The organism is Lysinibacillus sp. NPDC048646 (genome assembly GCF_050272295.1).
Classification (GTDB): Bacteria; Bacillota; Bacilli; order Bacillales_A; family Planococcaceae; genus Lysinibacillus.
On sequence record NZ_JBNNLZ010000006.1, the window covers coordinates 98,958 to 121,851 of the forward strand.

A 22,894-nucleotide genomic window follows, 5' to 3' on the forward strand; every position below is an offset into this window, starting at 1 on the left:
GCGTCAAAGCTTTTAAGTAAAATTTAACTGAAAGAGAGCATACAAAAAAATGATAGAACTCGTTCAAGAGTTAATTAGTTTTATTATGCATATCGATGTGCATTTGGAAGAAATCATTCGTGATTTTGGTAATTGGAGTTATCTCATTTTATTTGCCATAGTTTTTGTTGAAACTGGTGTCGTAATATTTCCATTCTTACCTGGAGATTCATTACTATTTGCAAGTGGGACATTGACGGCTGCAATGGGTGCGTTTGATTTGTGGATATTAATTCCTGTATTTTTAGCAGCTGCTATTTTAGGGGATACGATGAACTATCATATTGGCCATAAAGTAGGGACATCTATTCCGCCAAAGAGTTTCCTTGGTCGTATTATCAAAAAAGAACGTATGGAAGCAGCAGAGAAATTCTTTAATACACATGGTGGAAAAACGATTGTCATTGCGCGCTTCATGCCTTTCATTCGTACGTTTATTCCGTTTGTTGCCGGTGCAAGTAAAATGCACTATAGCTATTTTTTGTTTTATAATATTGTAGGTGCATTACTATGGGTATTCAGCTGTACATTACTTGGTTATTTCTTTGGTAATATTCCAATTATTAAAGACAATTTCTCAGTAGTACTTATTTTAATTATTTTTATTTCTGTTGTACCGGCAGTTATCGGTGCTATGAAATCAAAATTTAGTACAAAATAACAAGGTGTCTCAGAAGTGATGATTCTGAGGCACCTTCTATTTGTTAAATAGCTTATCTTATATAGGTTACACGTCCTTGTAGGTCTTCTAACTTAGTATTACGCGCTACGTCGATCAGAAGAACGCTTGAATAATGGAAAAGACTTATAGAGGGTAGCCAGAGGAACCACTACCAGAGCTTATTCATGTTGCACTCATATTCAAATTACAATTTTTGGGCTGATCCACAAGTGAAATAGTATGCTATGTACGACTGATTTGTAATTTTCTGATATATAGGTGAAAAAGTCGTTAGACTCCTGCGAATCGTATTTGTAGCAATAAAAGGTAAAAATATCCAATTATGTAGGTAAATAATAATTATAACGTAAGGAAAAAATACTGTAGCATTGAAAAAAATAAGTGTAAAGTAATGAAAGGTGCTATAATAATTATTAGAAAAATAGAGAATTGGGGGCAACGAAATGGAAGTATTTATCGGAAAACAGCCAATCTTTAACCTTCATGAACAAGTCGTTGCATATGAATTACTATACCGAAGTAAAAATATAAATTCATTTCCAATGGTCGATTCCGATGCGGCAACAGTTGATGTTTTAGTAAACTCATTCTTAACAATAGGTATCGACGAAGTAACGAAAGGTAAGCCCTGTTTTGTTAATTTTACAGAAAACTTACTCATGAGTTCAATAAATGAATTTTTAAATCCTTCACAAGTTGTTATTGAGATTTTAGAGGATGTTCCACTTACACCGAAATTAGTGGAGCGTGTGATTGAGTTGAAATCACACGGATTTAAAATTGCTTTAGATGATTTTATTTTAGATGATGATGTACAAATTTATGATGAGCTTTTTGTCCATATCGATTTTATAAAAGTAGATTTCATATTGTCACCTTTACTCAAGCGTATGGAAATTGAAAATAAGGTAAAGGAACATTTTCCTCATATAAAACTGCTTGCCGAAAAAGTTGAAACAAGGAACCAGTTTGAAGTTGCAAAGCATTCTGGCTACGAATTATTTCAGGGTTATTTTTTTGAACAACCCCAAATTATTAAAGCAACTGATATACCAGGGAATGCTATACAGTATTTTCATATTATTTCATTATTAAAAGAAGAGGAACCAAACTTTGATTTGTTGGCTGAAAATATTGAACGTGATATTTCGTTAACGTATAAATTATTGCAAATGATTAATAATTCTAAAAGACGCTCCAAATCTAAAGTACGCTCTATTAAACAAGCAATCTTATTGCTCGGTTCAGCAAATCTGCGCAAATGGATTTATTTACTGGCTATGCGTGAAATTGATGTCAATGCGGATTCAGATCTCTTTAAGGAAATAATGCGTACATCACTTTTCAGAGCAAAGGTTTGTGAAAAACTGGCAAAGCGCTCCTATAAGCTAAATTTCTCTGAATACTTCCTGATTGGGATGTTTTCATTAATTGATGCTTTATTACAAAGACCAATGAATGTTATTTTACAGCAATTACCTTTATCGGAAGGGATTACAGAAACGCTTTTAGGTGGTCAAACAGAGATGACACCCTATCTAGAATTTAGCATTGCATTAGGTAAATTGGATTGGGATCGCTTAGAAGAATTATCATCACAACTAGAAATTGATATGACAAATATTGAGCTTTTATATATTGAAGCAATGGAATGGGCAGAAACATCATTTTAAAATTGCACGAATCTATACAGAATAAGTTACCTATTACTTAAGGTAGCTTATTTTTTTGTTCATGACTTTAAAATTCTTATAAATGGATAATGCCTTGACAAATTGCTAAATCTATTAATTGCTTACCATCTCTTCATCAAGATGAAGTTCTCAACGTGAAAACTATTTGCTATAATCATCTCGTCTTTAGAAAAATTCAGATAGTTGAAGCGGGCGTGGGGAAATGAATCAAACACAGGATGTAAGAGCAAGTATTTTGGAATATGTTTATGTTATTGTTGGTGCTGCAATTGTGGCAATAGGCTTTAATGTATTTTTATTACCAAATCAAGTGGCTTCTGGTGGTGTTAGTGGAATAAGTACCATTTTGCATGGTTTATTTGGCTGGAAACCGGGACTTGTACAATATGCGTTTAATATTCCGTTATTTTTAGCTGGTGTTGTGTTACTGGGAAAAAAGTTTGGTGTGAAATCCTTTGTCGGTACGGTGATATTACCATTTATCGTATTGTTAACGAATAACTGGGACCCATGGACAAACAATCCTTTACTAGGTGCACTTTTTGGGGGAATTATTGTCGGCGTAGGGATAGGACTTGTCTTTAAGGGGAATGCTTCAACTGGTGGCACTGATTTACTAGCGCAGATTATTACAAAATATACCGGCTTAACGCTTGGTACCAGTGTACTGTTGATTGATGGTGTTATCGCTATTAGTGCAGCAGTTGTTTTTGACTTAGAGAAAGGTTTATATGCCCTCATCGGACTGTATGTGACAACAAAAACGATTGATATTATTCAACTCGGCTTTAGTCAATCTAAAATGGTTTATATTATTACGATGAAACAGGATGAAGTTCGTGATGCCATATATGCCGAAATTGATCGTGGTGTAACAAAATTACCCGCCATTGGTGGTTATACAGGGGAAGCACGACCAGTACTGATGGTAGTTGTCTATCAAACAGAATTCACAAAGCTGAAACAACTCATAAAAAACGTTGACCCATCAGCGTTTGTCATCGTTTCTGATGCTTATGAGGTATTAGGAGAAGGTTTCAAACGTGCATAAATTTGGTATACTATCGGGGTAAGATATTTATTTACAATGAGGAGGGGTACTAATGAAAAAAGCAATGTTAACATTAGTGTTCGGTTCGGCAATTTTCTTAGCTGCATGTGGAGGCGGAGATAAAACTGCAACAAATAACAACGAAGGTACAACAGCTCCAGATGGTGAAGCAATTGCAATGAAATCATGTATTTCCTGCCATGGCGGAGAACTACAAGGTCAAGGAAATGCACCTGCTCTAAATGATGTAGGTTCTCGTTTATCTGAAGAAGAACTTTTAGATATTATTAATAACGGTCGCGGTAACATGCCTGGTGGTCTTGTTAAAGGTGCAGATGCTGAAGCTGTAGCAAAATGGTTAGCGTCACAAAAATAGTAATAAAGTAAAAACTAGCGGAGCTGTAGAGCCGCTAGTTTTTTGTTTTAGACAGAAATGACCATGTATTACTTGGAGAATAACAGTGCTAATTTGAACAATGTGAGCGGTATTTCCATAGATTTTCACTTATTAACAAGAGCAAAATCATTTCTTTTATACATAGACATGCTAAAATAAGACAATATTCAATTGGTTTGAATGGAGGCTAACAACATTGGTCGTAGTATTAACAAGGGACGTAATGGAGAAATTTAAGTTAGAGCTATTGGGCGGCGAGGAAGGAATCGGTAGAACGATTGCGACGAGTGATATTTCAAGACCGGGCCTTGAGATGGCGGGATACTTTACGCACTACCCAGCAAACCGAGTGCAACTGCTTGGTAAAACGGAGCTTTCCTTTTTCGAAATGTTACCAGCAAATGTTAAACTTGAACGTATGCGTTTGCTGTGCTCTCAGGATACACCAGCAATAATTATCTCACGTGACTTAGAGGTGCCTGAGGAGCTAATACAAGCCTCGAATGAAAAGCATGTACCAGTTTTTAAAACGCATATGACAACAACGAAATTTTCGAGCAGACTGACGAATTATTTAGAGGGTCGATTGGCACCCATGACTGCGGCGCACGGTGTCTTAGTCGATGTGTATGGTATCGGTGTGCTGATTATCGGAAAAAGTGGTGTTGGGAAAAGTGAAACAGCACTCGAACTAGTGAAAAAAGGGCATCGATTAGTAGCAGATGATTGCGTGGAAATTCGCCAAGAATCAGAAAACCTTTTAATAGGTAGTCCACCGCCACTTTTAGAACATTTACTTGAAATCAGAGGTATTGGCATTATTGATATTATGACCCTCTTTGGCGCAAGTGCAGTGCGACCTTATAAGCGTATTACATTAATAATTGAGCTTGAGATTTGGGATCCAGAAAAAGTCTATGATCGTTTAGGTTTAGAAGAAGAAAAAATGAAAATAATTGATACAGAGCTGACAAAGTTAACAATTCCAGTAAGACCTGGACGAAATGTGTCCGTTATTATCGAAGTAGCTGCAATGAATTACCGTCTGAAAAAAATGGGCGTCAACGCAGCGGAGGAATTTTCAAGACGTTTAGATGAAGTAATTACCTCTACAGATGAGCTAGACGATTAGCTTTTGACAATGCGATGTACAAACATCTATGTGTGATGGATATGGAGAGGAGCATAAGATGGACTTATTACTATTAAATATTAACCCGATTGCTTTTCATTTAGGACCTATACCTGTTCGCTGGTATGGTTTATTAATAGTTTCGGGCATTATTTTGGCGTATTTTGTAGGGCAAAGAGAGGCTGTAAAACGAGGTCTGCCAGAGGATTTTCTAGCAGATTTATTATTATGGGCAGTTCCTATTTCAATTATATGTGCGCGTATTTACTATGTATCAATGCGATGGGACTACTACGGACAAAATCCAAGCAAGATTATTGAAGTTTGGAATGGTGGTATTGCTATTCATGGTGCACTGTTAGGTGCGTTTGCGACAGCTTACATATTCACGCGTATAAAAGGGGTAAGCTTTTTACGAGTGGCGGATATTGCGGCACCAAGTATTTTAATTGGACAAATTATTGGGCGCTGGGGAAATTTTATGAACCAAGAGGCGTTCGGTGGTCCAGTGACACGTGGATTCCTAGAAAATCTGATGCTACCTGATTGGATTATCAATCAAATGTACATTGAGGAATTAGGCACATATGTTCATCCGACTTTTTTATATGAATCTTTATGGAATTTTATCGGTTTATTAATCTTATTGGCATTGCGTAAAGTGAATTTAAATCGTGGGGAAATTTTCTTTAGTTATTTAATTTGGTATTCAATTGGTCGATTCTATATCGAAGGTTTACGCACAGATAGTCTCTATTTAGTGGGAGATCTACGTTCGGCACAGGTTGTCTCAATTATTGGCATCGTAGTTGGTCTGGGTGCGATAATATATCGACGTTGGAAGGTAAAACCTACTGTTAAATACTTGGACAATAAATAAGGGGTGCAACACATGACTATAAAGGCATTGCTTTTTGATTTTGATGGCACACTACTCAATACGAATGAGTTAATCATTCAAACATTTATGCATATTTTAGAAGAAAGATTTCCTGGGCAATATTCGCCAAAAGATTGCCTGAAATTCATTGGACCGTCATTAAAACAGACATTTAGTGACATAACACCGGGCGAAGAAGATGAAATGATTGCAAATTATCGGACTTGGAATATGCTGCATCACGATGAGCTTGTGACTGAATATCCAGATGTTGTGTCAACTTTAGAGCAATTAAAGTCGATGGGCATTAAATTAGCGATTGTCTCAACAAAGCGTAATGAAATGATTGACCGTGGACTTTCGATACTAGGTGCATCTCATTTATTTGAGGTACGTATTGGGACCGATGATGTAAAGAATGTGAAGCCCGACCCTGAACCTGTATTGTTAGCTCTTGAACGCCTTGGGTTAACGAAAGAAGAAGCCATTATGATTGGTGATAATTGTCATGACATTGAGGCAGCACACAATGCGGGTGTAAGAGCCGCTGGTGTCGCTTGGTCGATAAGAGGTGCAGAATATTTACAGCAATTTAATCCTGAATATCTGTTGCAAGGTATGCCGGATTTACTTGACATCGTGAAAGAGGGGTAAGTTGATGGCCCGTAAAACAGAACGTTACCGTGTCGAAGGAGCAAACTCGCTATGGAATATTTATGATACGGTGTCCTTTTGGAAGGTGATGAAGTGTTTCATTGTCATTCAAATTGGGCGCTTCACACCATCTTTGCGTGTGAAAAACTGGCTCTATCGCACTTTTTTAAAAATGGAAATTGGTGATAAAACATCTTTAGCTTTAATGGTTATGCCAGACACAATGTACCCTGAGCGTATTCATGTCGGAAATAATACAGTTATAGGCTTTAATACAACTATACTGGCACATGAATATTTAATTGAGGAATATCGTTTAGGGGATGTGCATATTGGCAATGAAGTCATGGTTGGTGCCAATTCAACCATATTACCAGGTGTAACGATCGGTGATGGAGCAATTGTTTCAGCTGCAACCCTTGTACATAAGGACGTACCAGCTGGCTGTCTAGCAGGCGGTAATCCTATGCAAATTATTTTTACAGCAGAACAGATGGCGGAGCGTAAACGCCATGAAGCTGTGGAATGGAGTACGCCTAAAAAGTAAAAAAACTCACAATGCTAAGTCAAGCATCGTGAGTTTTTTCTTTTCATGTAACAACGTTTGCGCGTGTACGTTCTACGCCTTAGAAAAGCCACTTATTAAAGTTCCACTTTAAATAAATAAGTGTATAATTAACAGAATAATCAGTGTTGAAATTATTTGAGAATTCATATAGGAATTACATTGACTGATTAGATAGAATGCGTTAAAATTCTTTCATAATCTAATTCTCTAACACTCTAGTGAATTAAAGTGAAGCGTGAGGAAGTGTCAAAATGTCATCGATTAAAATGTTTGAAAAGCCACTTGGTATGCGTGATACCTTTCCGCAAATTTACGAAAAGGTAGAAGCTGTAAGACATACAGGGCGAAATTTTTTACGCTCAAGGGGCTATGAATTTATTAAAACGCCAACGGTAGAATATTTTGATACGGTTGGTAAAGCATCTGCAATTTCTGATGCGCATTTATTTAAGCTAGTAGACAGCCAAGGCAACACATTAGTATTACGTCCGGATATGACCACACCAATTGCTCGAGTAGCTACCTCAAAATTATTAAAAGAAATGATTCCACTACGCTTAGCATATTTTGCTAGTGTATTTCGTGCACAGGAAACAGAAGGCGGCCGACCAGCAGAATTTGAGCAAATGGGTATTGAGCTAATTGGCGATAATTCAGTATTTGCAGATGCTGAGGTCATTGTTACGGCAATGGAGCTATTAAAGCAGTTTGGATTAGAAGAATTCAAAGTAACAATTGGACATGCAGGTGTACTACATTGCATTTTGCAGGACTATACAGAAAGCATTGAGCAAGAAGATACTTTACGCACATTGCTTGTGCAACGTAACTACGTAGGATTTGAGGAAGCCGTGGAATCATTTGATTTACCAAAAACTAAATCTGATGCATTGTTGCAATTTATTGAAGAAGCAATGAATGTAAATGAAATAAAAGATATTGAAAAGTATGTGCGTAAAAATGACGCACTTGAATATATGCAACAGTTAGCAAAATTACTCGAGGTAGCGAATTTGGCTGATAATGTAGCGTTTGATTTTACGCTTTCAAGCCATATGAGTTATTACACAGGAATGTTATTTGAAGTATTTGCATCTGGCAGTGGCTTTCCGCTTGGAAATGGCGGTCGCTATGACGGTTTACTTGAAGTGTTTGGCTCAAAAGTAGGTGCGACAGGATTTAGTATACGGGTGGACCGCTTACTAGAAACGTTAGCAGGACAAACAGTGGAAAAGGAAGAAGCTATTGTTGTGTTGTTTGAGGAAGAAGACTTTGAAGCAGCTCTTGAAATGGTACAAGCCTTACGAGTGGCTGGTAAGCAGACAACTTTACAATTGAGAAGTAGTTTAGTCGATGAAGCTGCCTTTCAAGAGCAATTTACAAAAGTGGTCGTTGTTGGGCAGGGGGTGAATGACGGTGAATGAATTAATAATTGCAATGCCGAAAGGACGTATATTTGAAGAAGCATACCAAATGCTTATTGAAGCAGGTTTTAATTTACCTGAAGAAGTAGAGATGTCACGGAAACTAATGATTGAAATTCCTGAAGAGAAAATTCGTTTTATTTTAGCAAAACCAATGGATGTTCCTGTCTATGTGGAGCATGGCGTAGCTGATATTGGCATTGCAGGAAAAGACGTCTTACTGGAGCAACAGCGAGAGGTGCATGAATTACTGGATTTGAAAATTAGTGCATGTTATATCGCATCCGCAGGCTTACCCAATACAACGATGAACGAAATTGCACCAAGAATTGCTACGAAGTATCCAAATATTGCGATGAAATATTATAAGGGAATCGGTGAGCAAGTCGAAATTATTGAATTAAATGGCTCCATTGAATTGGCACCGATGATTGGTTTAGCTGATCGCATTGTGGATATTGTATCAACAGGACGTACGCTCAAAGAGAATGGCTTAGTCGAGTATGAATATATTACAGACGTTTCATCTCGTTTAATCGCCAATCCAGTAAGCTACCGCATGAAGGGCGATCGAATTATCGACCTAGTGAAACGCTTAAAACAATGCGTCAATTAAAGGGGGCTTTGTGAATGAAGATTACCAAACTGGCAAAAGGAATTTCTTTAAAACGTCCACTTGAGGGTGGAAATGAAGAACAGCTAAAGGTTGTACGTCAGGTATTAGCAGATGTGCGGGCACAAGGTGATGCAGCTGTACGTACCTATACAGAAAAATGGGATGGCTTCGTACCTGACGAGTTACGTGTCACAAAAGATGAAATTGAAGCGGGTGCAAATGCGCTTGATGAGCAACTATATGCTGATTTGAAAGAAGCGGCCAATAATATTCGCCAATATCACGAGCAACAAACACGTACAGGCTACCGTTTAGACTTAGCGAATGGCTCTTGGCTTGGACAGCGTATAACGGCACTTGATGCAGTGGGTCTCTACGTCCCAGGAGGTACTGCAGCCTATCCTTCGTCGGTCTTAATGAATGTTATTCCTGCACAAGTTGCAGGTGTAAAGCGTATTGTGATTACATCACCCGCAGGACGAGATGGACATTTACCAGTAGGGGTGCTTGCAGCTGCGCATATTCTTGGTGTGGAGGAAGTATACAAAGTCGGTGGTGCACAGGCAATTGCGGCACTTGCATACGGCACAGAAACCATTGCGGCAGTCGACAAGATAACTGGCCCAGGCAATATTTTTGTAGCACTTGCTAAACGAGAAGTATTTGGTGAAGTAGCGATTGATATGATTGCAGGACCAAGTGAAATTGCTGTACTTGCAGACGAAACAGCCTTTGCAGATGAAGTAGCAGCGGATCTTTTATCGCAGGCGGAACATGATAAACTGGCTTGTTCAATTTTAGTCACAACTTCTGAAGAGTTTGCACAAAAGGTCGCAATGGAAGTGGAAAAGCAATTAGCCTCATTGCCGCGTGAGGAAGTAGCGCGTGCATCTGTTGAAAACTTTGGTGCGATTTATATTGCAGAAACGATGGCAGATGCTATTGATGCTATTAACTCCTTGGCGCCTGAACATCTCGAAGTTGTCACGAAGAATGCTGAAGCTGTGGCAGAGCAAATCAGTCATGCGGGAGGTATTTTCATCGGGCGTTATAGTTCAGAGCCGGTGGGGGATTATTTTGCTGGCACAAACCACGTACTACCAACTAATAGTACAGCACGCTTTGCAAGTGGCTTAAATGTCGACGATTTCGTAAAAAAATCAAGCATCGTTTATTATAGTGAAAAAACATGGGCAGAAAATGCACCGAAAATTGCACGCTTAGCACGTATGGAAGGCTTAGAGGGCCATGCGCGTGCAGTAGAATCACGTGGATGGGAAAAGGAGTAGCACGATGACAGAAAAAAAACGGTATGCAAAGGTTGAACGTAAGACAAATGAAACGCAAATTTCTGTGGCTATTAATTTAGACGGTGAAGGAAAAGCAGACATTAAAACAGGTGTTGGCTTTATGGATCATATGCTTGATTTATTTATTAAGCATGGTCTTTTTGACGGCACGATTCAAGCCAATGGTGATACATATATTGACGATCATCATACGACAGAAGATCTTGGGATTGTATTAGGACAAGCGATTCGTGAAGCCCTAGGGGATAAAAAGGGAATTAAACGTTATGGTAGCGCTTTTGTACCGATGGATGATGCCCTTGCACAAGTTGTTGTGGATTGTTCAAATCGTCCACATTTAGAATACCGCGTACCAGAACTAAAAGAGAAGGTAGGCACATTTGATACAGAGTTAGTGCATGAGTTTTTATGGAAGTTTGCGCTAGAAGCACGTATGAATGTCCATGTCATTGTGCCTTATGGCTCTAATACACATCACATTATCGAAGCAATTTTCAAAGCATTAGCACGTGCTATTGATGCGGCAGTAGAGATTGATCCACGCGTCAAAGGCGTACCGTCAACAAAGGGGCTGTTAACGTGAAAATTGGTGTAATTGATTATGGAATGGGCAACTTATTCAGTGTCCAACAAGCACTAAAGCGTCTTGGATGTGATGTTATAGTTACAGCAGATGTAAAGGAGCTTGATGCTACAGATGCGCTTTTATTACCAGGTGTTGGTGCGTTTCCTGATGCAATGAAGCGACTGGCTGACACAAAGTTAGATAGTTATTTACAAAAAGTGAAAGCAGAAAAACGCCCTTTGCTTGGCATTTGCTTAGGTATGCAACTGCTATTCGATGACAGTGATGAAGTTTCGCCGACGAAGGGTTTAGGTTTCTTTACGGGGAGTATTCAACGTTTTAGCGGAGTGCATGAGGGGAAGCTATACCGTGTACCACATATGGGCTGGAATGAGCTAGTTGTGACTAACCGCCCAGCTTGGTTAAAGGATGAAGCGCAGGCAAAACATGTCTATTTTGTACATTCTTTTTATGCAACGGGCATGGATGCTAATGAGCTTGTTGCCTATGCGGATTATCATGGTATCCAGGTACCAGGCATTGTCACGAATGGCTCCATTACGGGCATGCAGTTCCATCCTGAAAAATCAGGAGAACTTGGTGTGCACTTATTAGAACAGTGGTTAAAAGGGGTGGCGGCGTGCTAACAAAGCGTATTATTCCGTGTTTGGATGTTAAAGAAGGCCGTGTTGTAAAAGGTGTGCAGTTTGTGTCATTACGTGATGCAGGGGACCCTGTAGAGCTTGCAAAGTTTTATGATGCACAAGGTGCAGATGAGCTTGTGTTCCTTGATATTTCAGCATCACATGAAGGTCGTGAAACAATGGTAGATGTGGTGCGCCAAACAGCAGCGACACTTGCAATTCCCTTTACGGTCGGTGGTGGTATTCGTACGTTAGACGATATGAAACGTATTTTGCGTGCAGGAGCAGATAAAGTATCCGTCAATACCTCTGCTTTAGAACGCCCGGAGCTTATTAAAGAAGGTTCTGATTTCTTCGGAGCACAATGTATTGTTGTAGCAATTGATGCGCGCTATAGTGAAGAAGATGGCACATGGATGGTCTATACACATGGAGGCCGCAACAAAACAGCTTGGCAAGTAACAAAATGGGCAAAAGAAGCTGTTCGTTTAGGTGCTGGCGAGATTTTATTAACAAGTATGAATCAAGACGGAGAGAAGTCTGGTTTTGACTTAGCCTTAACAAAAGCGGTACGTGAGGCCGTGACAGTTCCTGTGATTGCTAGTGGCGGAGCAGGGAATGCCGAACATTTTTACGCAGTATTAACTGAAGATGTTGATGCAGATGCAGCACTTGCGGCGTCCATCTTCCACTATAAAGAAACGAGTGTAGCGCAAGTAAAAGAGTACTTACGTGAAAAAGGAGTGGCAGTAAGATGATTGACAACATTAAATTTGACGATAAAGGCCTTGTTACAGCAGTCGTTCAAGATGCTAATACAAAAGAAGTATTAACTGTAGCATATATGAATAAAGAATCATTGGAAAAAACAATTGAATCTGGCGAAACTTGGTTCTACTCACGTTCTCGTCAAGAACTTTGGCATAAAGGTGCTACAAGTGGTCATACACAAAAGGTAGTATCCATTAAAGCAGATTGCGACGGGGATGCATTAGTCATTGAAGTGCTGCCTGCTGGCCCTGCATGTCATAACGGAACGACTTCTTGTTTTACAGAAGTTCTTCAAGAAAATACAAAGGTTGGCTCAGTCGGCATTATTCCTGAACTTGTAAAAATTATTGAAAAACGTGAGCAAGAAATGCCAGAAGGTGCATATACTACATATTTATTCGATAAAGGTATCGATAAGATTTGTAAAAAAGTTGGTGAAGAAGCTACAGAAGTTGTCATCGGTGCAAAAAACCGTGATACAGAGGAAGTTAAGTGGGAAGCTGCAGATTTAATTTATCATTTATTGGTATTATTACAAGAGCAGAAGGTAAGTATTTTTGACGTATTACATGTGTTAGAAAAACGTCACGAGGAGAAATAACAGCATATCGCTTATAGTATGGTATAATGAAAGTTACTGTAAAAAGGAACGTGTGATGCGTTCCTTATTTCTTGTTTCGGAGGAAATATTTTGGAAAAGAAACGTCAAAAAGAGAGTCAAACGAATGTCGTATCGTTCATTCCAACAGGCGACTATTATTATAAAAAATCAATTCAAGCGATGAATAGTGGGCAAATGAATAAAGCATATAAATATCTACAGCGTGCTGCGGATCTAAGCCCAGATGATCCGATGATTTTATTGCAGTTAGCGATTGTAGAGCTGGATGGTCAACGTTTTGAAGAAGCGTATGATCTACTTCGTCGTGCCTATCAATTAGACCCAGTTGAGCCAGAGATTATTTTTTATATGGCAGAGGTGTCTGGGTGCATCGGAATGATTCAGGATGCGAAACGATTTGCAGAGCAATATTTACAAATGGAGCCAGAGGGTGCATATGCAGATGAAGCGGCTGAGATATTGGATTTTGTCGCTTTTGAGCAGGATGATTATGAAGAGCAGGAAGGTTCTGGTGAGGATTTATATCGTCAAGAACAGGCCAGACGTTGTATGGAGAAGGGCGATTTTCCTGAAGCTATAAGCATTTTGGAAGATTTGATTGAAGATAGTCCTGAATTTTGGTCGGCTTATAACAATTTAGCATTGGCTTATTTTTATGTTGGTGAGCCTGAACAGGCAAAAGCACTATTGAATAATGTATTGCGAGAAAATAAAGGTAATTTACATGCATTATGTAATTTAACAGTGATAGCGTACTATGAAAAAAATGATGAGGAATTAAAGGCACTTTTGGATGTACTTGTAAAAATTCAGCCATACGCCTGGGAGCATCGTTATAAACTAGGGGCAACGTTAGCGCTTATCGGACAATATGACTTAGCCTTTAAATGGCTACGTAGTATGCAAAAACGTGGTTATTTGGGTGATGCTGGATTTTATTTTTGGTTATCACATGCGGCTTATTTCTCAGGGCATGAAGATATTTCCAAAAGTGCTTGGGCACAATTACTTGTACAAGATCCAGAAAAAGAAGGCTTTGAACCTTGGCGTCAACATGAAAATACCTATGAGCTCGATGCGTTAGAACATGATCGTGATTTTGTCGTGGAAAAACTCGAAAGTAGTTATACAAGCGACCGAATCTTTGGCCTATTTTTATTAAGCTGTACAGTGCATAAACAGGAAATTATAGCTCATCCAAAATGGATTGATGTTGAGCAGTACAATGCCTTTGAAAAACTGTTTTTAGCCTATGCACTAGGCCATCAATTTGATGAGAAAAACAAAGTGGAGGCAAGCTTTTTACGGGCAGTAAAGGTACCAGAGATTCTGCTTGAACAGTATGGGAAGCTAAATACGGTTGTCACTCCGATGTTCCAAATGTGGTTTGTCCTATGTGAACAAGCACTTACGCAAAACTATCGCTTTACAAACCCAGTGGCGATTGCTGGAGCTAATGATTATTTATTCCGTTCATCTCGCATGTTAAAGGTGACAAAAAAAGAAATTGCTGAACAATATGGGATATCTGTGTCAACATTATCGAAATATATTGATGAAATTTTGATGTTTTTACCAAATAGTCATAATTAGACTGTGAGCAACAAAGTTGAATAACTTTATACTTTCACATACGATGAACATGCTAACGTTATTTTAAAGTGAAGCTTTAATCGGTGGGGTTTTTCTTTATCTTTACTGATTATTCGTTGAACCAATCGAGTATTTATGGGTGCTTGATGTACGACTTATACTTCATTTCAAAGTGGAAGTCGTAGCACCTGTTTGTACGGAATGAAAAAGCATTAAAAGTTTAGGGGGAAGTATTTATGTCAGAAGAAAAAATTTATGATGTTGTAATTATTGGTGCAGGTCCGGCAGGGATGACTGCTGCAGTATATACGTCACGTGCGAATCTTTCGACGTTAATGATTGAACGTGGTATTCCAGGTGGTCAAATGGCAAATACGGAAGAAGTAGAAAACTATCCCGGTTTTGATACAATTCTAGGCCCTGAGCTCTCGACAAAAATGTTCGAGCATGCGAAGAAGTTTGGTGCTGAGTATGCTTACGGTGATGTAACAGAAATCATCAACGGTGAAGAATACAAGACAATTAAATCGGGTGCTAAAGAATATAAAACACGTGCCATTATTCTTTCTACAGGTGCAGAATATAAAAAAATGGGCGTTCCAGGTGAAAAAGAACTTGGTGGTCGTGGCGTTAGTTATTGTGCAGTATGTGATGGGGCGTTCTTCAAACAGAAAAATCTTGTTGTTGTAGGTGGCGGAGATTCGGCAGTTGAAGAAGGTGTTTATTTAACACGTTTTGCAGATAAGGTTACGATTGTACACCGTCGTGATAAACTACGTGCCCAAAAAATTCTACAGGATCGTGCCTTTGCTAACGAAAAAATTGATTTCATTTGGAATGCAACTGTCAAAGAGATTAATGAGGCTGAAGGTAAAGTAGGAAGTGTGACATTGCAATCAACGATTGAGGGTACTGAGTCTGAATTTGTTGCAGATGGCGTATTTGTTTACATTGGTATGCTACCATTAACAAAACCTTTTGAAACACTAGGGATTTTAAACGATGCAGGTTATATTGTGACAAACGACAATATGGAAACAACTGTACCAGGAATTTTCGCAGCGGGTGATGTACGAGAAAAATCGCTTCGCCAAATTGTAACTGCTACTGGTGATGGTAGTATTGCAGCACAAGCAGTACAGCATTATGTAGAAGAGTTACTAGAAAGAATTAACGCTTAGTTAAATCCCTGTAATACGGGAAAAAAACACAATTTTTAATACGGTTTTAATATTGTTGTAACTTGAATGACATATAAAAGGTGTATTATAAAAAGTGTAATTAGCAATCCCCCTTTTATTTTGTTTAGTAGGTTGTTTCCACCTAAATTAGGTGGTGGCAACCTATTTTTTGATGTCTAGGTATCCGTATGTGGACGCATTGTGTGTGCTTTACATGCGCTGCAGCGAAAGGCGCTATTTTCTCATTAAACCCAAGCATTGTGTCATTCCGTAATGTTCTAGGTTTTGTGTTGCGTATTACCCATGAAAAAGTAAAGTAATAGCAAACAATATTATGTTCTCATGAAGGCGATAAACGTCAGCGGTGAACAGCCGCGAGCAGCATCTACTAGTGAAAGATGCACATAGATGTGAAATCAGGACAAACGCTGACAGGTCTTGCTATAATAAGAGGTAGAATGCAAAGAGATTAGAGGTGTGCCTATGCAAAGAATTGCGAACTTAATTGCCGTAAAAGACGGCCAAGTATTATTACTTCAAAAGCCTAGACGTGGCTGGTATGTAGCACCAGGCGGGAAAATGGAAAGCGGTGAGTCGATATATGAAGCCGCTGTACGTGAGTTTCAAGAAGAAACAAATGCTACGCCATTACATGTACATTTGAAGGGTGTTTATACAATGGTCATAAAAGATAATAACGTTATGGTTGACGAATGGATGCTTTACACCTTTGTTGCTAAAGATATTGAAGGTGTACCATTTGAAGAAACGAGAGAAGGTAAGCTTGCATGGCACCCAGTCGAGGATTTGACGTATCTGCCAATGGCTGAAGGTGATCGAACAAATTTACAATTTGCTGTTTCACAATCAGGTATTCAGTATGGTACGTTTGAATATACGTCAGATTTTGAGTTGCTTCATGAGAAAATACAAATATCATTAGAACAATAAAGGAGCTGCATGACAGTGGTGGTTGAAAGTCAACAATGTACACATGAATTGGTCATTATTACAGGAATGTCTGGAGCTGGAAAAACAGTAGCTATTCAAAGCTTTGAGGATTTAGGGTATTACTGTATTGATAATTTACCACCGGCATTACTTACAACTTTTTTAACCTTGCTAAAAGATTCAGGTAAAAATATTACACGTATTGCAGCTGTCATGGATATGCGTGGCGGCGACTTTTTTGATTCGCTTATAGGCGCACTTGACCATATACTAAAAGCAAGCGATATTGTTGTGCGGATTTTATTTTTAGATGCGAATGACGAGACGCTAGTTAGACGTTATAAAGAAACGAGACGGGCGCATCCATTAGCGGTAACAGGCTTACCATTAGACGGCATAAAACTAGAACGGGAATTATTGTCGGAAGTAAAAGGTCGTGCTAAATTTGTTTATAATACATCGAATATGAAACCTAGACAATTACGAGAAAAAATCGTTAAAGAATTTGCAAGTGATGCAGATAATATTTTTTCTGTAAATATTATGTCCTTTGGATTTAAGCACGGTATGCCAATTGATGCAGATTTAGTTTTCGATGTGCGCTTTTTAAAAAATCCTTATTATGTAGAGGAATTACGTCCTAAAACAGGTCTGCAAACAGAAGTTTCTTCCTATGTACTTGCGTTAGAGGATACACAAATACTCATTCAAAAACTAACAGATTTGTTTGAATTTATGATCCCGCTTTATAAACAAGAGGGTAAATCGCAACTAGTTATTGCTTTTGGTTGTACAGGAGGACAGCATCGCTCGGTGACGTTAGCAGAATATTTTGGTGAATATTTAACCAAAAATGAAAATATTGTTATTACGCACCGTGACATCAATCGAAGAAAGGATTGAGTGAATGGGAAAAAAGCAAACCAGGCTTGTTGTTATAGGTGGTGGAACGGGGCTTTCTACGTTGCTCCGTGGTTTAAAGCACCATCCGTTTGATATCACTGCTATTGTCACAGTAGCAGATGATGGAGGCTCTTCTGGGCGTTTACGAGATGATTATGATATCCCCCCACCTGGTGATGTACGCAATGTGATTGCTGCATTATCAGATGTGGAGCCACTTGTAGAGCAAATGTTTCAATACCGTTTTTCAGCATCAGAGGACTTAAGTGGGCATTCCTTAGGGAATTTAATGTTAACAGCTTTGACAGATATAACTGGAGATTTTAATCATGCAATTAGTGAGATGGGTAAGGTGCTAAAGGTGCATGGTCGTGTAATTCCAGCTGCTAATAAGAAAATTTCCCTACATGCAGAGCTAGAGGACGGCTCAATTATTGAGGGTGAATCTAAAATTCCATCAGCAAAAAAGCGCATTAATCGCGTTTTTTTAGTACCAGAGAATGTGCAACCATTACCAGAAGCAATTCGTGCTATAAATCGTGCAGACTATATTTTAATAGGTCCTGGAAGCTTATATACAAGTATTATTCCAAATCTGCTTGTGAAGGAAATTGGAGAAGCTGTTGTAAAGGCGAAAGGGCGTAAAATTTATGTATGTAATCTAATGACGCAAAAAGGTGAAACGATTACTTATACAGCAGGCGATCATGTTCAAGCTATTTATAAACATGTTGGGGATTCCTTTATCGATTCTATTTTAGTAAATGACGAAAAACTACCTTATCCTGTCAAAGAACTTTATAAGGAAGAATGTGCGGAGCCAGTAACATTTGATGTTGCGAAGCTTGAAAGTATGGGGTTAGAGGTTATTAAACGAGATATCGCAACAATTCGACCAGATGGAACGGTTCGTCATAATGCTGCAAATTTTGCAGAATGGCTTGTAGATTATGCAAATATCTATAAACGTAAAGAAGTGAACCTCTAATAGAATCATAAAGAATGCTTGTTGTATATGGTAAGATGAACATATACATAGAAATAAAGGTTGAAAGGGGGGGCGTGACATGTCTTTTGCTTCTGAAACAAAAAAAGAATTAACGCAAGTAGAAGCGGACGATCATTGTATGAAAGCGGAAGTATCTGCCTTAATTCGAATGAACGGTTCATTATCCTTTGCTAACAAACAGCTTAGCTTAGATGTGCAAACTGAAAATGCTGCCATCGCAAGAAGGCTTTATACGATTATGAAGAAATTATATCCTTATAATGTGGAGCTTCTTGTCAGGAAGAAAATGCGTTTGAAGAAAAATAACGTTTATATTTGCCGTGTACGAGATGGTGCGCGTGAGCTATTAATTGATTTGGCGATTATTTCAGACGATTTTCAATTCAATCATACGATTTCTAGAGAGCTTATTAAAAAGAGCGGTCAAAAAAGAGCTTATTTACGAGGCGCTTTTTTAGCAGGTGGCTCGGTAAACAATCCAGAAACGTCAGCCTATCACTTAGAAATTTATTCTTTGTATAAAGAGCATGGTGAGGCGTTAATGGATTTGATGAATGAATTTGAGTTAAATGCGAAAACAATTGAGCGGAAAAAAGGCTTTGTCACCTACTTAAAAGAAGCTGAAAAAATTTCTGATTTTCTAAATATTGTTGGTGCACATCAAGCGATGATGAAATTCGAAGACGTTCGTATCTTGCGTGACATGCGGAATAGTGTCAATCGTATTGTGAACTGTGAAACCGCTAATTTGAATAAAACAATAGGCGCAGCATTACGGCAGGTAGAGAATATTCGTTTTATTGAAAACGCAATTGGTTTAGATCAGTTGCCAGAAAAGCTTAGAGAAATTGCACGCCTACGTGTGGAATATCAAGATGTGACATTAAAAGAACTCGGCGAGATGGTATCAAGCGGCACCGTTAGTAAGTCAGGTGTTAATCATCGACTACGAAAAATTGATGAAATCGCAGATGCATTAAGACGAGGTGAAAAAATAGGCGGTTAACTTTCATATAAAAAAGGTATGAAAGTGATGTGCATAAGCTTATTGTTCTTTTCCTATTAAGTGAGGTAAGATAAAACTAATAAGATGAACGGTAGTGAAGGGGAGTATTGCGAATGACTGAGAGAACAGTCCAAGTAAAGTTAAAATTAGGACTACAAGCGAGACAAGCAGCGCTATTTGTACAAGAAGCAAATCGCTTTAGCGCTGATATTTTTCTTGAAAAAGATCAGAAAAAGGTAAATGCCAAATCTATTATGGGTGTCATGAGTTTAGCCATAGCAAAAGGCACAGAGGTTGTTTTAAGTAGTGAAGGTAGTGATTCGGAGCAAGCGGTTACATCATTAGCTTCACTTATTGAAAAAGAAGATTAAAGTAAAAATGGCGTGTTTGAATCTTTCAGTTGAATACGCCTAATCAAAAAAATCCCCTGAGTCAAATTAACTCAGAGGATTTTTTATTATTTACGGTCGCTACGTTCAAAGATATGATCGATTAAGCCATATTCTTTAGCACGTTCAGCTGTCATGAAGTTGTCACGATCAGTATCTCTTGAAATGACCTCAAGTGGCTGACCAGTACGTTCAGATAAAATACCGTTTAATTTTTCACGTAGGAATAAAATACGTTTTGCAGCGATTTCAATTTCAGTCGCTTGACCTTGTGCACCGCCAAGTGGTTGGTGAATCATCACTTCTGCATTTGGTAATGCACAGCGTTTACCAGGCTCACCAGCAGCTAGAAGGAATGCCCCCATTGATGCTGCCATACCGATACAAATTGTTTGTACTTTTGGTTTGATGAATTGCATGGTATCATAGATCGCCATACCTGCTGTGATCGAACCACCAGGTGAGTTAATGTAAAGAGAGATGTCTTTATCTGGATCTTCGGCTTCTAAGAAAAGCAGCTGCGCAACGATAGAGTTAGCTACGTTGTCATCAATCGCACTTCCTAATAGGATAATACGGTCTTTTAGTAGTCGTGAATAAATGTCATATGCACGCTCACCACGACTTGTTTGTTCAATAACTGTAGGAATTAAATTCATGTTAAATCCTCCTTAAAAAACTAAATTCGAATACTTTTACTGAAATCATACATTGAATTTCAGCTGTAACCTTATCATACACATTATAGTCAGGGAAGGTCAAATATTAACACTGCTATTAAGAAATTAAATCTATAAAAAAAATATTAAAACATTTGCATTCTTTAGTTGAAATGTGAGCAATACGTTTGTATAATAGAAAGGTCGCAAGTTAAAGTACAGTACACTATTTTGCAGGTATGCTTCAAAAATGAGAGTTTATCTACATGATGCTTTGCCATAAAGCCTAGAGTGAGTACTTTTTTTTTGTGTTCAATTGCCCTCGTGGTGTAATGGATAACACGTAAGATTCCGGTTCTTGCACTGGGGGTTCGATTCCCTCCGAGGGCGCTACTACGTTATTTTAAGTTAATTTATAATCGATGAAGAAACGCTCGAATCCTTGATATAAAAGGGTTTGTAGTGTTTCTTTTATTTTTGGAGTTGTTACAAGAAATCGCGTGTTTTTAAAAAACTTTGCACATATATTACACATTACACATCTTCATTTTCATTATCTTTTTTACTGTATAAATTAAATGCAATTTCTTCATCCTTCACTTCTAATTCTTCTAACACGTGGGTGTAATATCTTAGTGTTGTTGCAATGCTAGCATGTCCTAATCTCTTGCTCACGGATTGTATCGTAGCTCCGTCATATAACATTGCAGAAGCGTGCGTATGACGTAATGCATGCATAGTTATATCATCTATACCCAATTCCTTCAAAACTTTTCTAAGAGTCTTGTTTGCTGCGTTGTTGCTGACAACTTTAGATTTACCAGGAGAGAAGAAAATTAAACCTTCGTAACGATCTGGTGATTGTGATTCAATTAATTCTTTCATTTTCGTCATTGAGGCTTCATCCACTTTTATTTTTCTTGGTTTCGCATCGGCTTTTAAATCCCCAAATCCTGTACCATCTTTCCAATCCCAAGTTTTATTGATGTCGATTGAATTATTATCAAAATCAAAGTCAACATGTGTAAGTCCAACTATCTCCTGGTATCTCATGCCTGTAACAAGCGCTAACAAAATAATATATGATGATAAATTAGTTAACGCCAATCGGTCTAAAAGTGCATCGTACAATTTTACACTTTCGTTATAGCTAATAAATTTTTCGTCTTCACTTTTTGCCTTAACTGTAAAATGTAATTCGATTCCGTTAGTAAAATCATTTCCTATAAAGCCGTCCACAATTGCGCTCTTCACGCAAGCTGAAACATGAACATTTAATTTTCGAACCGTTTCCTTTGAATGACCTTTTCCAAATTGATTAATAAACTCCTGGTAATCGCTTCTTGTGATTTGTTGCATGGGCTTATCTTTAAAATAAGTTTTAACATGATCTAATGATGTCTTATAGCGCTTCTTTGTATCCTTGTGTTTACCATCTTTAAATATCTCAATCCATTCTTCAAAATACTGACTGAATGATTTATTTTTAACAACGACTTGTTGTCCTTTGTTTAATTTTTGCTCAACAATTGCGGCAGCAACTTGAGCTTCTTTTTTTGTGCGAAATCCACTTTTACGTATCGGTCGTGATTTACCATCAACATAGTTGCTGACTGCGTATTGCCAAGTATCCCCTCGTTTTGTGAAGCTGGCCATAATGATTTCTCCTTTCTGCCAAATCAATTCTGATTATAGCAAAATGAAACCGTTTTTTATATCAACTTATAGCAACGTAGAATAAATTACATTTCGACACAATTAGATGTATTTCTGTATATTTCGATAAAAAGCGACTTTAATTGGGACATTTTACCCGGAGGATTTGTATAACGAGGAAAAACTTTCTTTATATGTCGATGCACGTCATGTAAAACTTTTTCACAAAATTAAAATTTATGTATACAATATAACTAACAACAAAAATGTCGAATGTTGTAAATAATGGGGTGAATCTTTTTATTACATAATTAGCGTCGGATAAGAACGAGTGTTCTTATATAATTTTTATTAAGAGGTGATTGTATGTCGGACCGCGAAGAAATACATGAAAAATTAATTGAATTAACAAACATCTATAAAAGTAGCCTTACGCAAGAGCGACTAGACATTATTAGAATAGTTTTGAAGGTTGAAAATCAACGAGATTTAGAACTT

The 22,894-nt window shown here is 38.0% G+C and carries 24 protein-coding genes and 1 tRNA gene; 23 read left to right on the plus strand and 2 right to left on the minus strand.

Translation table 11 applies throughout. The annotated features are described in order from the left end of the window. The first annotated feature begins 52 nt into the window (after positions 1-52). The 22 genes from ACQKII_RS09265 (at position 53) to ACQKII_RS09370 (ending at position 20,063) form a co-directional block, all read left to right on the plus strand. The gene (locus tag ACQKII_RS09265; protein ID WP_427458742.1) at positions 53-700 is read left to right on the plus strand and encodes a VTT domain-containing protein; all 648 of its coding nucleotides are present in this window, start codon (positions 53-55) and stop codon (positions 698-700) included. A gap of 464 nt (positions 701-1,164) precedes the next feature. Beyond that, positions 1,165-2,394 carry an EAL and HDOD domain-containing protein gene (locus ACQKII_RS09270; protein WP_427458513.1) on the plus strand — a complete coding sequence of 410 codons (1,230 nt, stop codon included), beginning with the start codon at positions 1,165-1,167 and terminating at the stop codon, positions 2,392-2,394. A gap of 223 nt (positions 2,395-2,617) precedes the next feature. Beyond that, positions 2,618-3,466, plus strand: a complete 849-nt coding sequence (locus tag ACQKII_RS09275; RefSeq protein WP_427458515.1) for a YitT family protein — start codon at positions 2,618-2,620, stop codon at positions 3,464-3,466. A 52-nt stretch (positions 3,467-3,518) separates the two neighbouring features. Then, on the plus strand, positions 3,519-3,842 hold the full coding sequence (gene cccB, locus ACQKII_RS09280) for a cytochrome c551 (protein ID WP_427458517.1): 324 nt from the start codon (positions 3,519-3,521) through the stop codon (positions 3,840-3,842). 217 nt (positions 3,843-4,059) lie between these two features. Beyond that, positions 4,060-4,995, plus strand: coding sequence for an HPr(Ser) kinase/phosphatase (hprK, locus tag ACQKII_RS09285; protein ID WP_143996093.1), 936 nt, complete (start codon positions 4,060-4,062; stop codon positions 4,993-4,995). A gap of 58 nt (positions 4,996-5,053) precedes the next feature. Then, positions 5,054-5,875 carry a prolipoprotein diacylglyceryl transferase gene (gene lgt / locus ACQKII_RS09290; RefSeq protein ID WP_427458519.1) on the plus strand — a complete coding sequence of 274 codons (822 nt, stop codon included), beginning with the start codon at positions 5,054-5,056 and terminating at the stop codon, positions 5,873-5,875. A 12-nt stretch (positions 5,876-5,887) separates the two neighbouring features. Beyond that, complete coding sequence (ppaX, locus tag ACQKII_RS09295) at positions 5,888-6,529, plus strand: pyrophosphatase PpaX (protein WP_427458521.1); 642 nt, start codon at positions 5,888-5,890, stop codon at positions 6,527-6,529. A gap of 4 nt (positions 6,530-6,533) precedes the next feature. Next, the gene (locus ACQKII_RS09300; RefSeq protein ID WP_427458523.1) at positions 6,534-7,076 is read left to right on the plus strand and encodes an acyltransferase; all 543 of its coding nucleotides are present in this window, start codon (positions 6,534-6,536) and stop codon (positions 7,074-7,076) included. Between the two features lie 272 nt (positions 7,077-7,348). Continuing rightward, entirely contained in the window at positions 7,349-8,521 is a 1,173-nt protein-coding gene (locus ACQKII_RS09305) for an ATP phosphoribosyltransferase regulatory subunit (protein ID WP_427458525.1), read from the plus strand. After that, positions 8,514-9,137, plus strand: coding sequence for an ATP phosphoribosyltransferase (gene hisG / locus ACQKII_RS09310; RefSeq protein ID WP_427458527.1), 624 nt, complete (start codon positions 8,514-8,516; stop codon positions 9,135-9,137). The genes ACQKII_RS09305 and hisG overlap by 8 nt, the downstream gene beginning before the upstream one ends. Before the next feature lie 14 nt (positions 9,138-9,151). Next, positions 9,152-10,426: a histidinol dehydrogenase gene (gene hisD, locus ACQKII_RS09315; RefSeq protein ID WP_427458529.1), complete on the plus strand. Its 1,275-nt coding sequence runs from the start codon at positions 9,152-9,154 to the stop codon at positions 10,424-10,426. Positions 10,427-10,430: 4 nt separating this feature from the next. After that, a complete protein-coding gene (hisB, locus tag ACQKII_RS09320) occupies positions 10,431-11,030 on the plus strand; it encodes an imidazoleglycerol-phosphate dehydratase HisB (RefSeq protein ID WP_427458531.1) in 600 nt (199 codons plus the stop codon). Next, positions 11,027-11,659 carry an imidazole glycerol phosphate synthase subunit HisH gene (gene hisH / locus ACQKII_RS09325; RefSeq protein ID WP_427458533.1) on the plus strand — a complete coding sequence of 211 codons (633 nt, stop codon included), beginning with the start codon at positions 11,027-11,029 and terminating at the stop codon, positions 11,657-11,659. Before hisB ends, hisH begins: the two co-directional genes overlap by 4 nt. Further along, positions 11,653-12,414 carry an imidazole glycerol phosphate synthase subunit HisF gene (hisF, locus tag ACQKII_RS09330; protein WP_427458535.1) on the plus strand — a complete coding sequence of 254 codons (762 nt, stop codon included), beginning with the start codon at positions 11,653-11,655 and terminating at the stop codon, positions 12,412-12,414. Before hisH ends, hisF begins: the two co-directional genes overlap by 7 nt. Beyond that, a complete protein-coding gene (gene hisIE / locus ACQKII_RS09335; protein ID WP_427458537.1) occupies positions 12,411-13,028 on the plus strand; it encodes a bifunctional phosphoribosyl-AMP cyclohydrolase/phosphoribosyl-ATP diphosphatase HisIE in 618 nt (205 codons plus the stop codon). The genes hisF and hisIE overlap by 4 nt, the downstream gene beginning before the upstream one ends. Positions 13,029-13,118: 90 nt before the next feature. Beyond that, positions 13,119-14,642: a tetratricopeptide repeat protein gene (locus ACQKII_RS09340; RefSeq protein WP_427458539.1), complete on the plus strand. Its 1,524-nt coding sequence runs from the start codon at positions 13,119-13,121 to the stop codon at positions 14,640-14,642. Positions 14,643-14,878: 236 nt separating this feature from the next. Further along, positions 14,879-15,823, plus strand: a complete 945-nt coding sequence (gene trxB / locus ACQKII_RS09345; RefSeq protein ID WP_427458541.1) for a thioredoxin-disulfide reductase — start codon at positions 14,879-14,881, stop codon at positions 15,821-15,823. A 483-nt stretch (positions 15,824-16,306) separates the two neighbouring features. Continuing rightward, the gene (locus ACQKII_RS09350) at positions 16,307-16,774 is read left to right on the plus strand and encodes an NUDIX domain-containing protein (protein ID WP_427458543.1); all 468 of its coding nucleotides are present in this window, start codon (positions 16,307-16,309) and stop codon (positions 16,772-16,774) included. A 9-nt stretch (positions 16,775-16,783) separates the two neighbouring features. Next, a complete protein-coding gene (rapZ, locus tag ACQKII_RS09355; protein ID WP_427458545.1) occupies positions 16,784-17,677 on the plus strand; it encodes an RNase adapter RapZ in 894 nt (297 codons plus the stop codon). 4 nt (positions 17,678-17,681) lie between these two features. Next, positions 17,682-18,665, plus strand: coding sequence for a gluconeogenesis factor YvcK family protein (locus ACQKII_RS09360; RefSeq protein ID WP_427458547.1), 984 nt, complete (start codon positions 17,682-17,684; stop codon positions 18,663-18,665). A gap of 79 nt (positions 18,666-18,744) precedes the next feature. Further along, a complete protein-coding gene (gene whiA, locus ACQKII_RS09365) occupies positions 18,745-19,692 on the plus strand; it encodes a DNA-binding protein WhiA (protein ID WP_427458549.1) in 948 nt (315 codons plus the stop codon). Positions 19,693-19,805: 113 nt separating this feature from the next. Further along, positions 19,806-20,063 carry an HPr family phosphocarrier protein gene (locus ACQKII_RS09370; protein WP_427458551.1) on the plus strand — a complete coding sequence of 86 codons (258 nt, stop codon included), beginning with the start codon at positions 19,806-19,808 and terminating at the stop codon, positions 20,061-20,063. Between the two features lie 86 nt (positions 20,064-20,149). On the opposite strand, the gene clpP is transcribed toward ACQKII_RS09370, so the two are convergent. Beyond that, on the minus strand, positions 20,150-20,740 hold the full coding sequence (gene clpP / locus ACQKII_RS09375) for an ATP-dependent Clp endopeptidase proteolytic subunit ClpP (protein ID WP_219364984.1): 591 nt from the start codon (positions 20,738-20,740) through the stop codon (positions 20,150-20,152). Between the two features lie 318 nt (positions 20,741-21,058). Between clpP and ACQKII_RS09380 the strand changes: the two genes are divergently transcribed. After that, positions 21,059-21,130, plus strand: a tRNA-Arg gene (locus tag ACQKII_RS09380). 144 nt (positions 21,131-21,274) lie between these two features. Here the strand turns inward: ACQKII_RS09380 and ACQKII_RS09385 are convergent. Further along, positions 21,275-22,396 carry a tyrosine-type recombinase/integrase gene (locus ACQKII_RS09385; protein ID WP_427458553.1) on the minus strand — a complete coding sequence of 374 codons (1,122 nt, stop codon included), beginning with the start codon at positions 22,394-22,396 and terminating at the stop codon, positions 21,275-21,277. Positions 22,397-22,894: the final 498 nt, after the last annotated feature.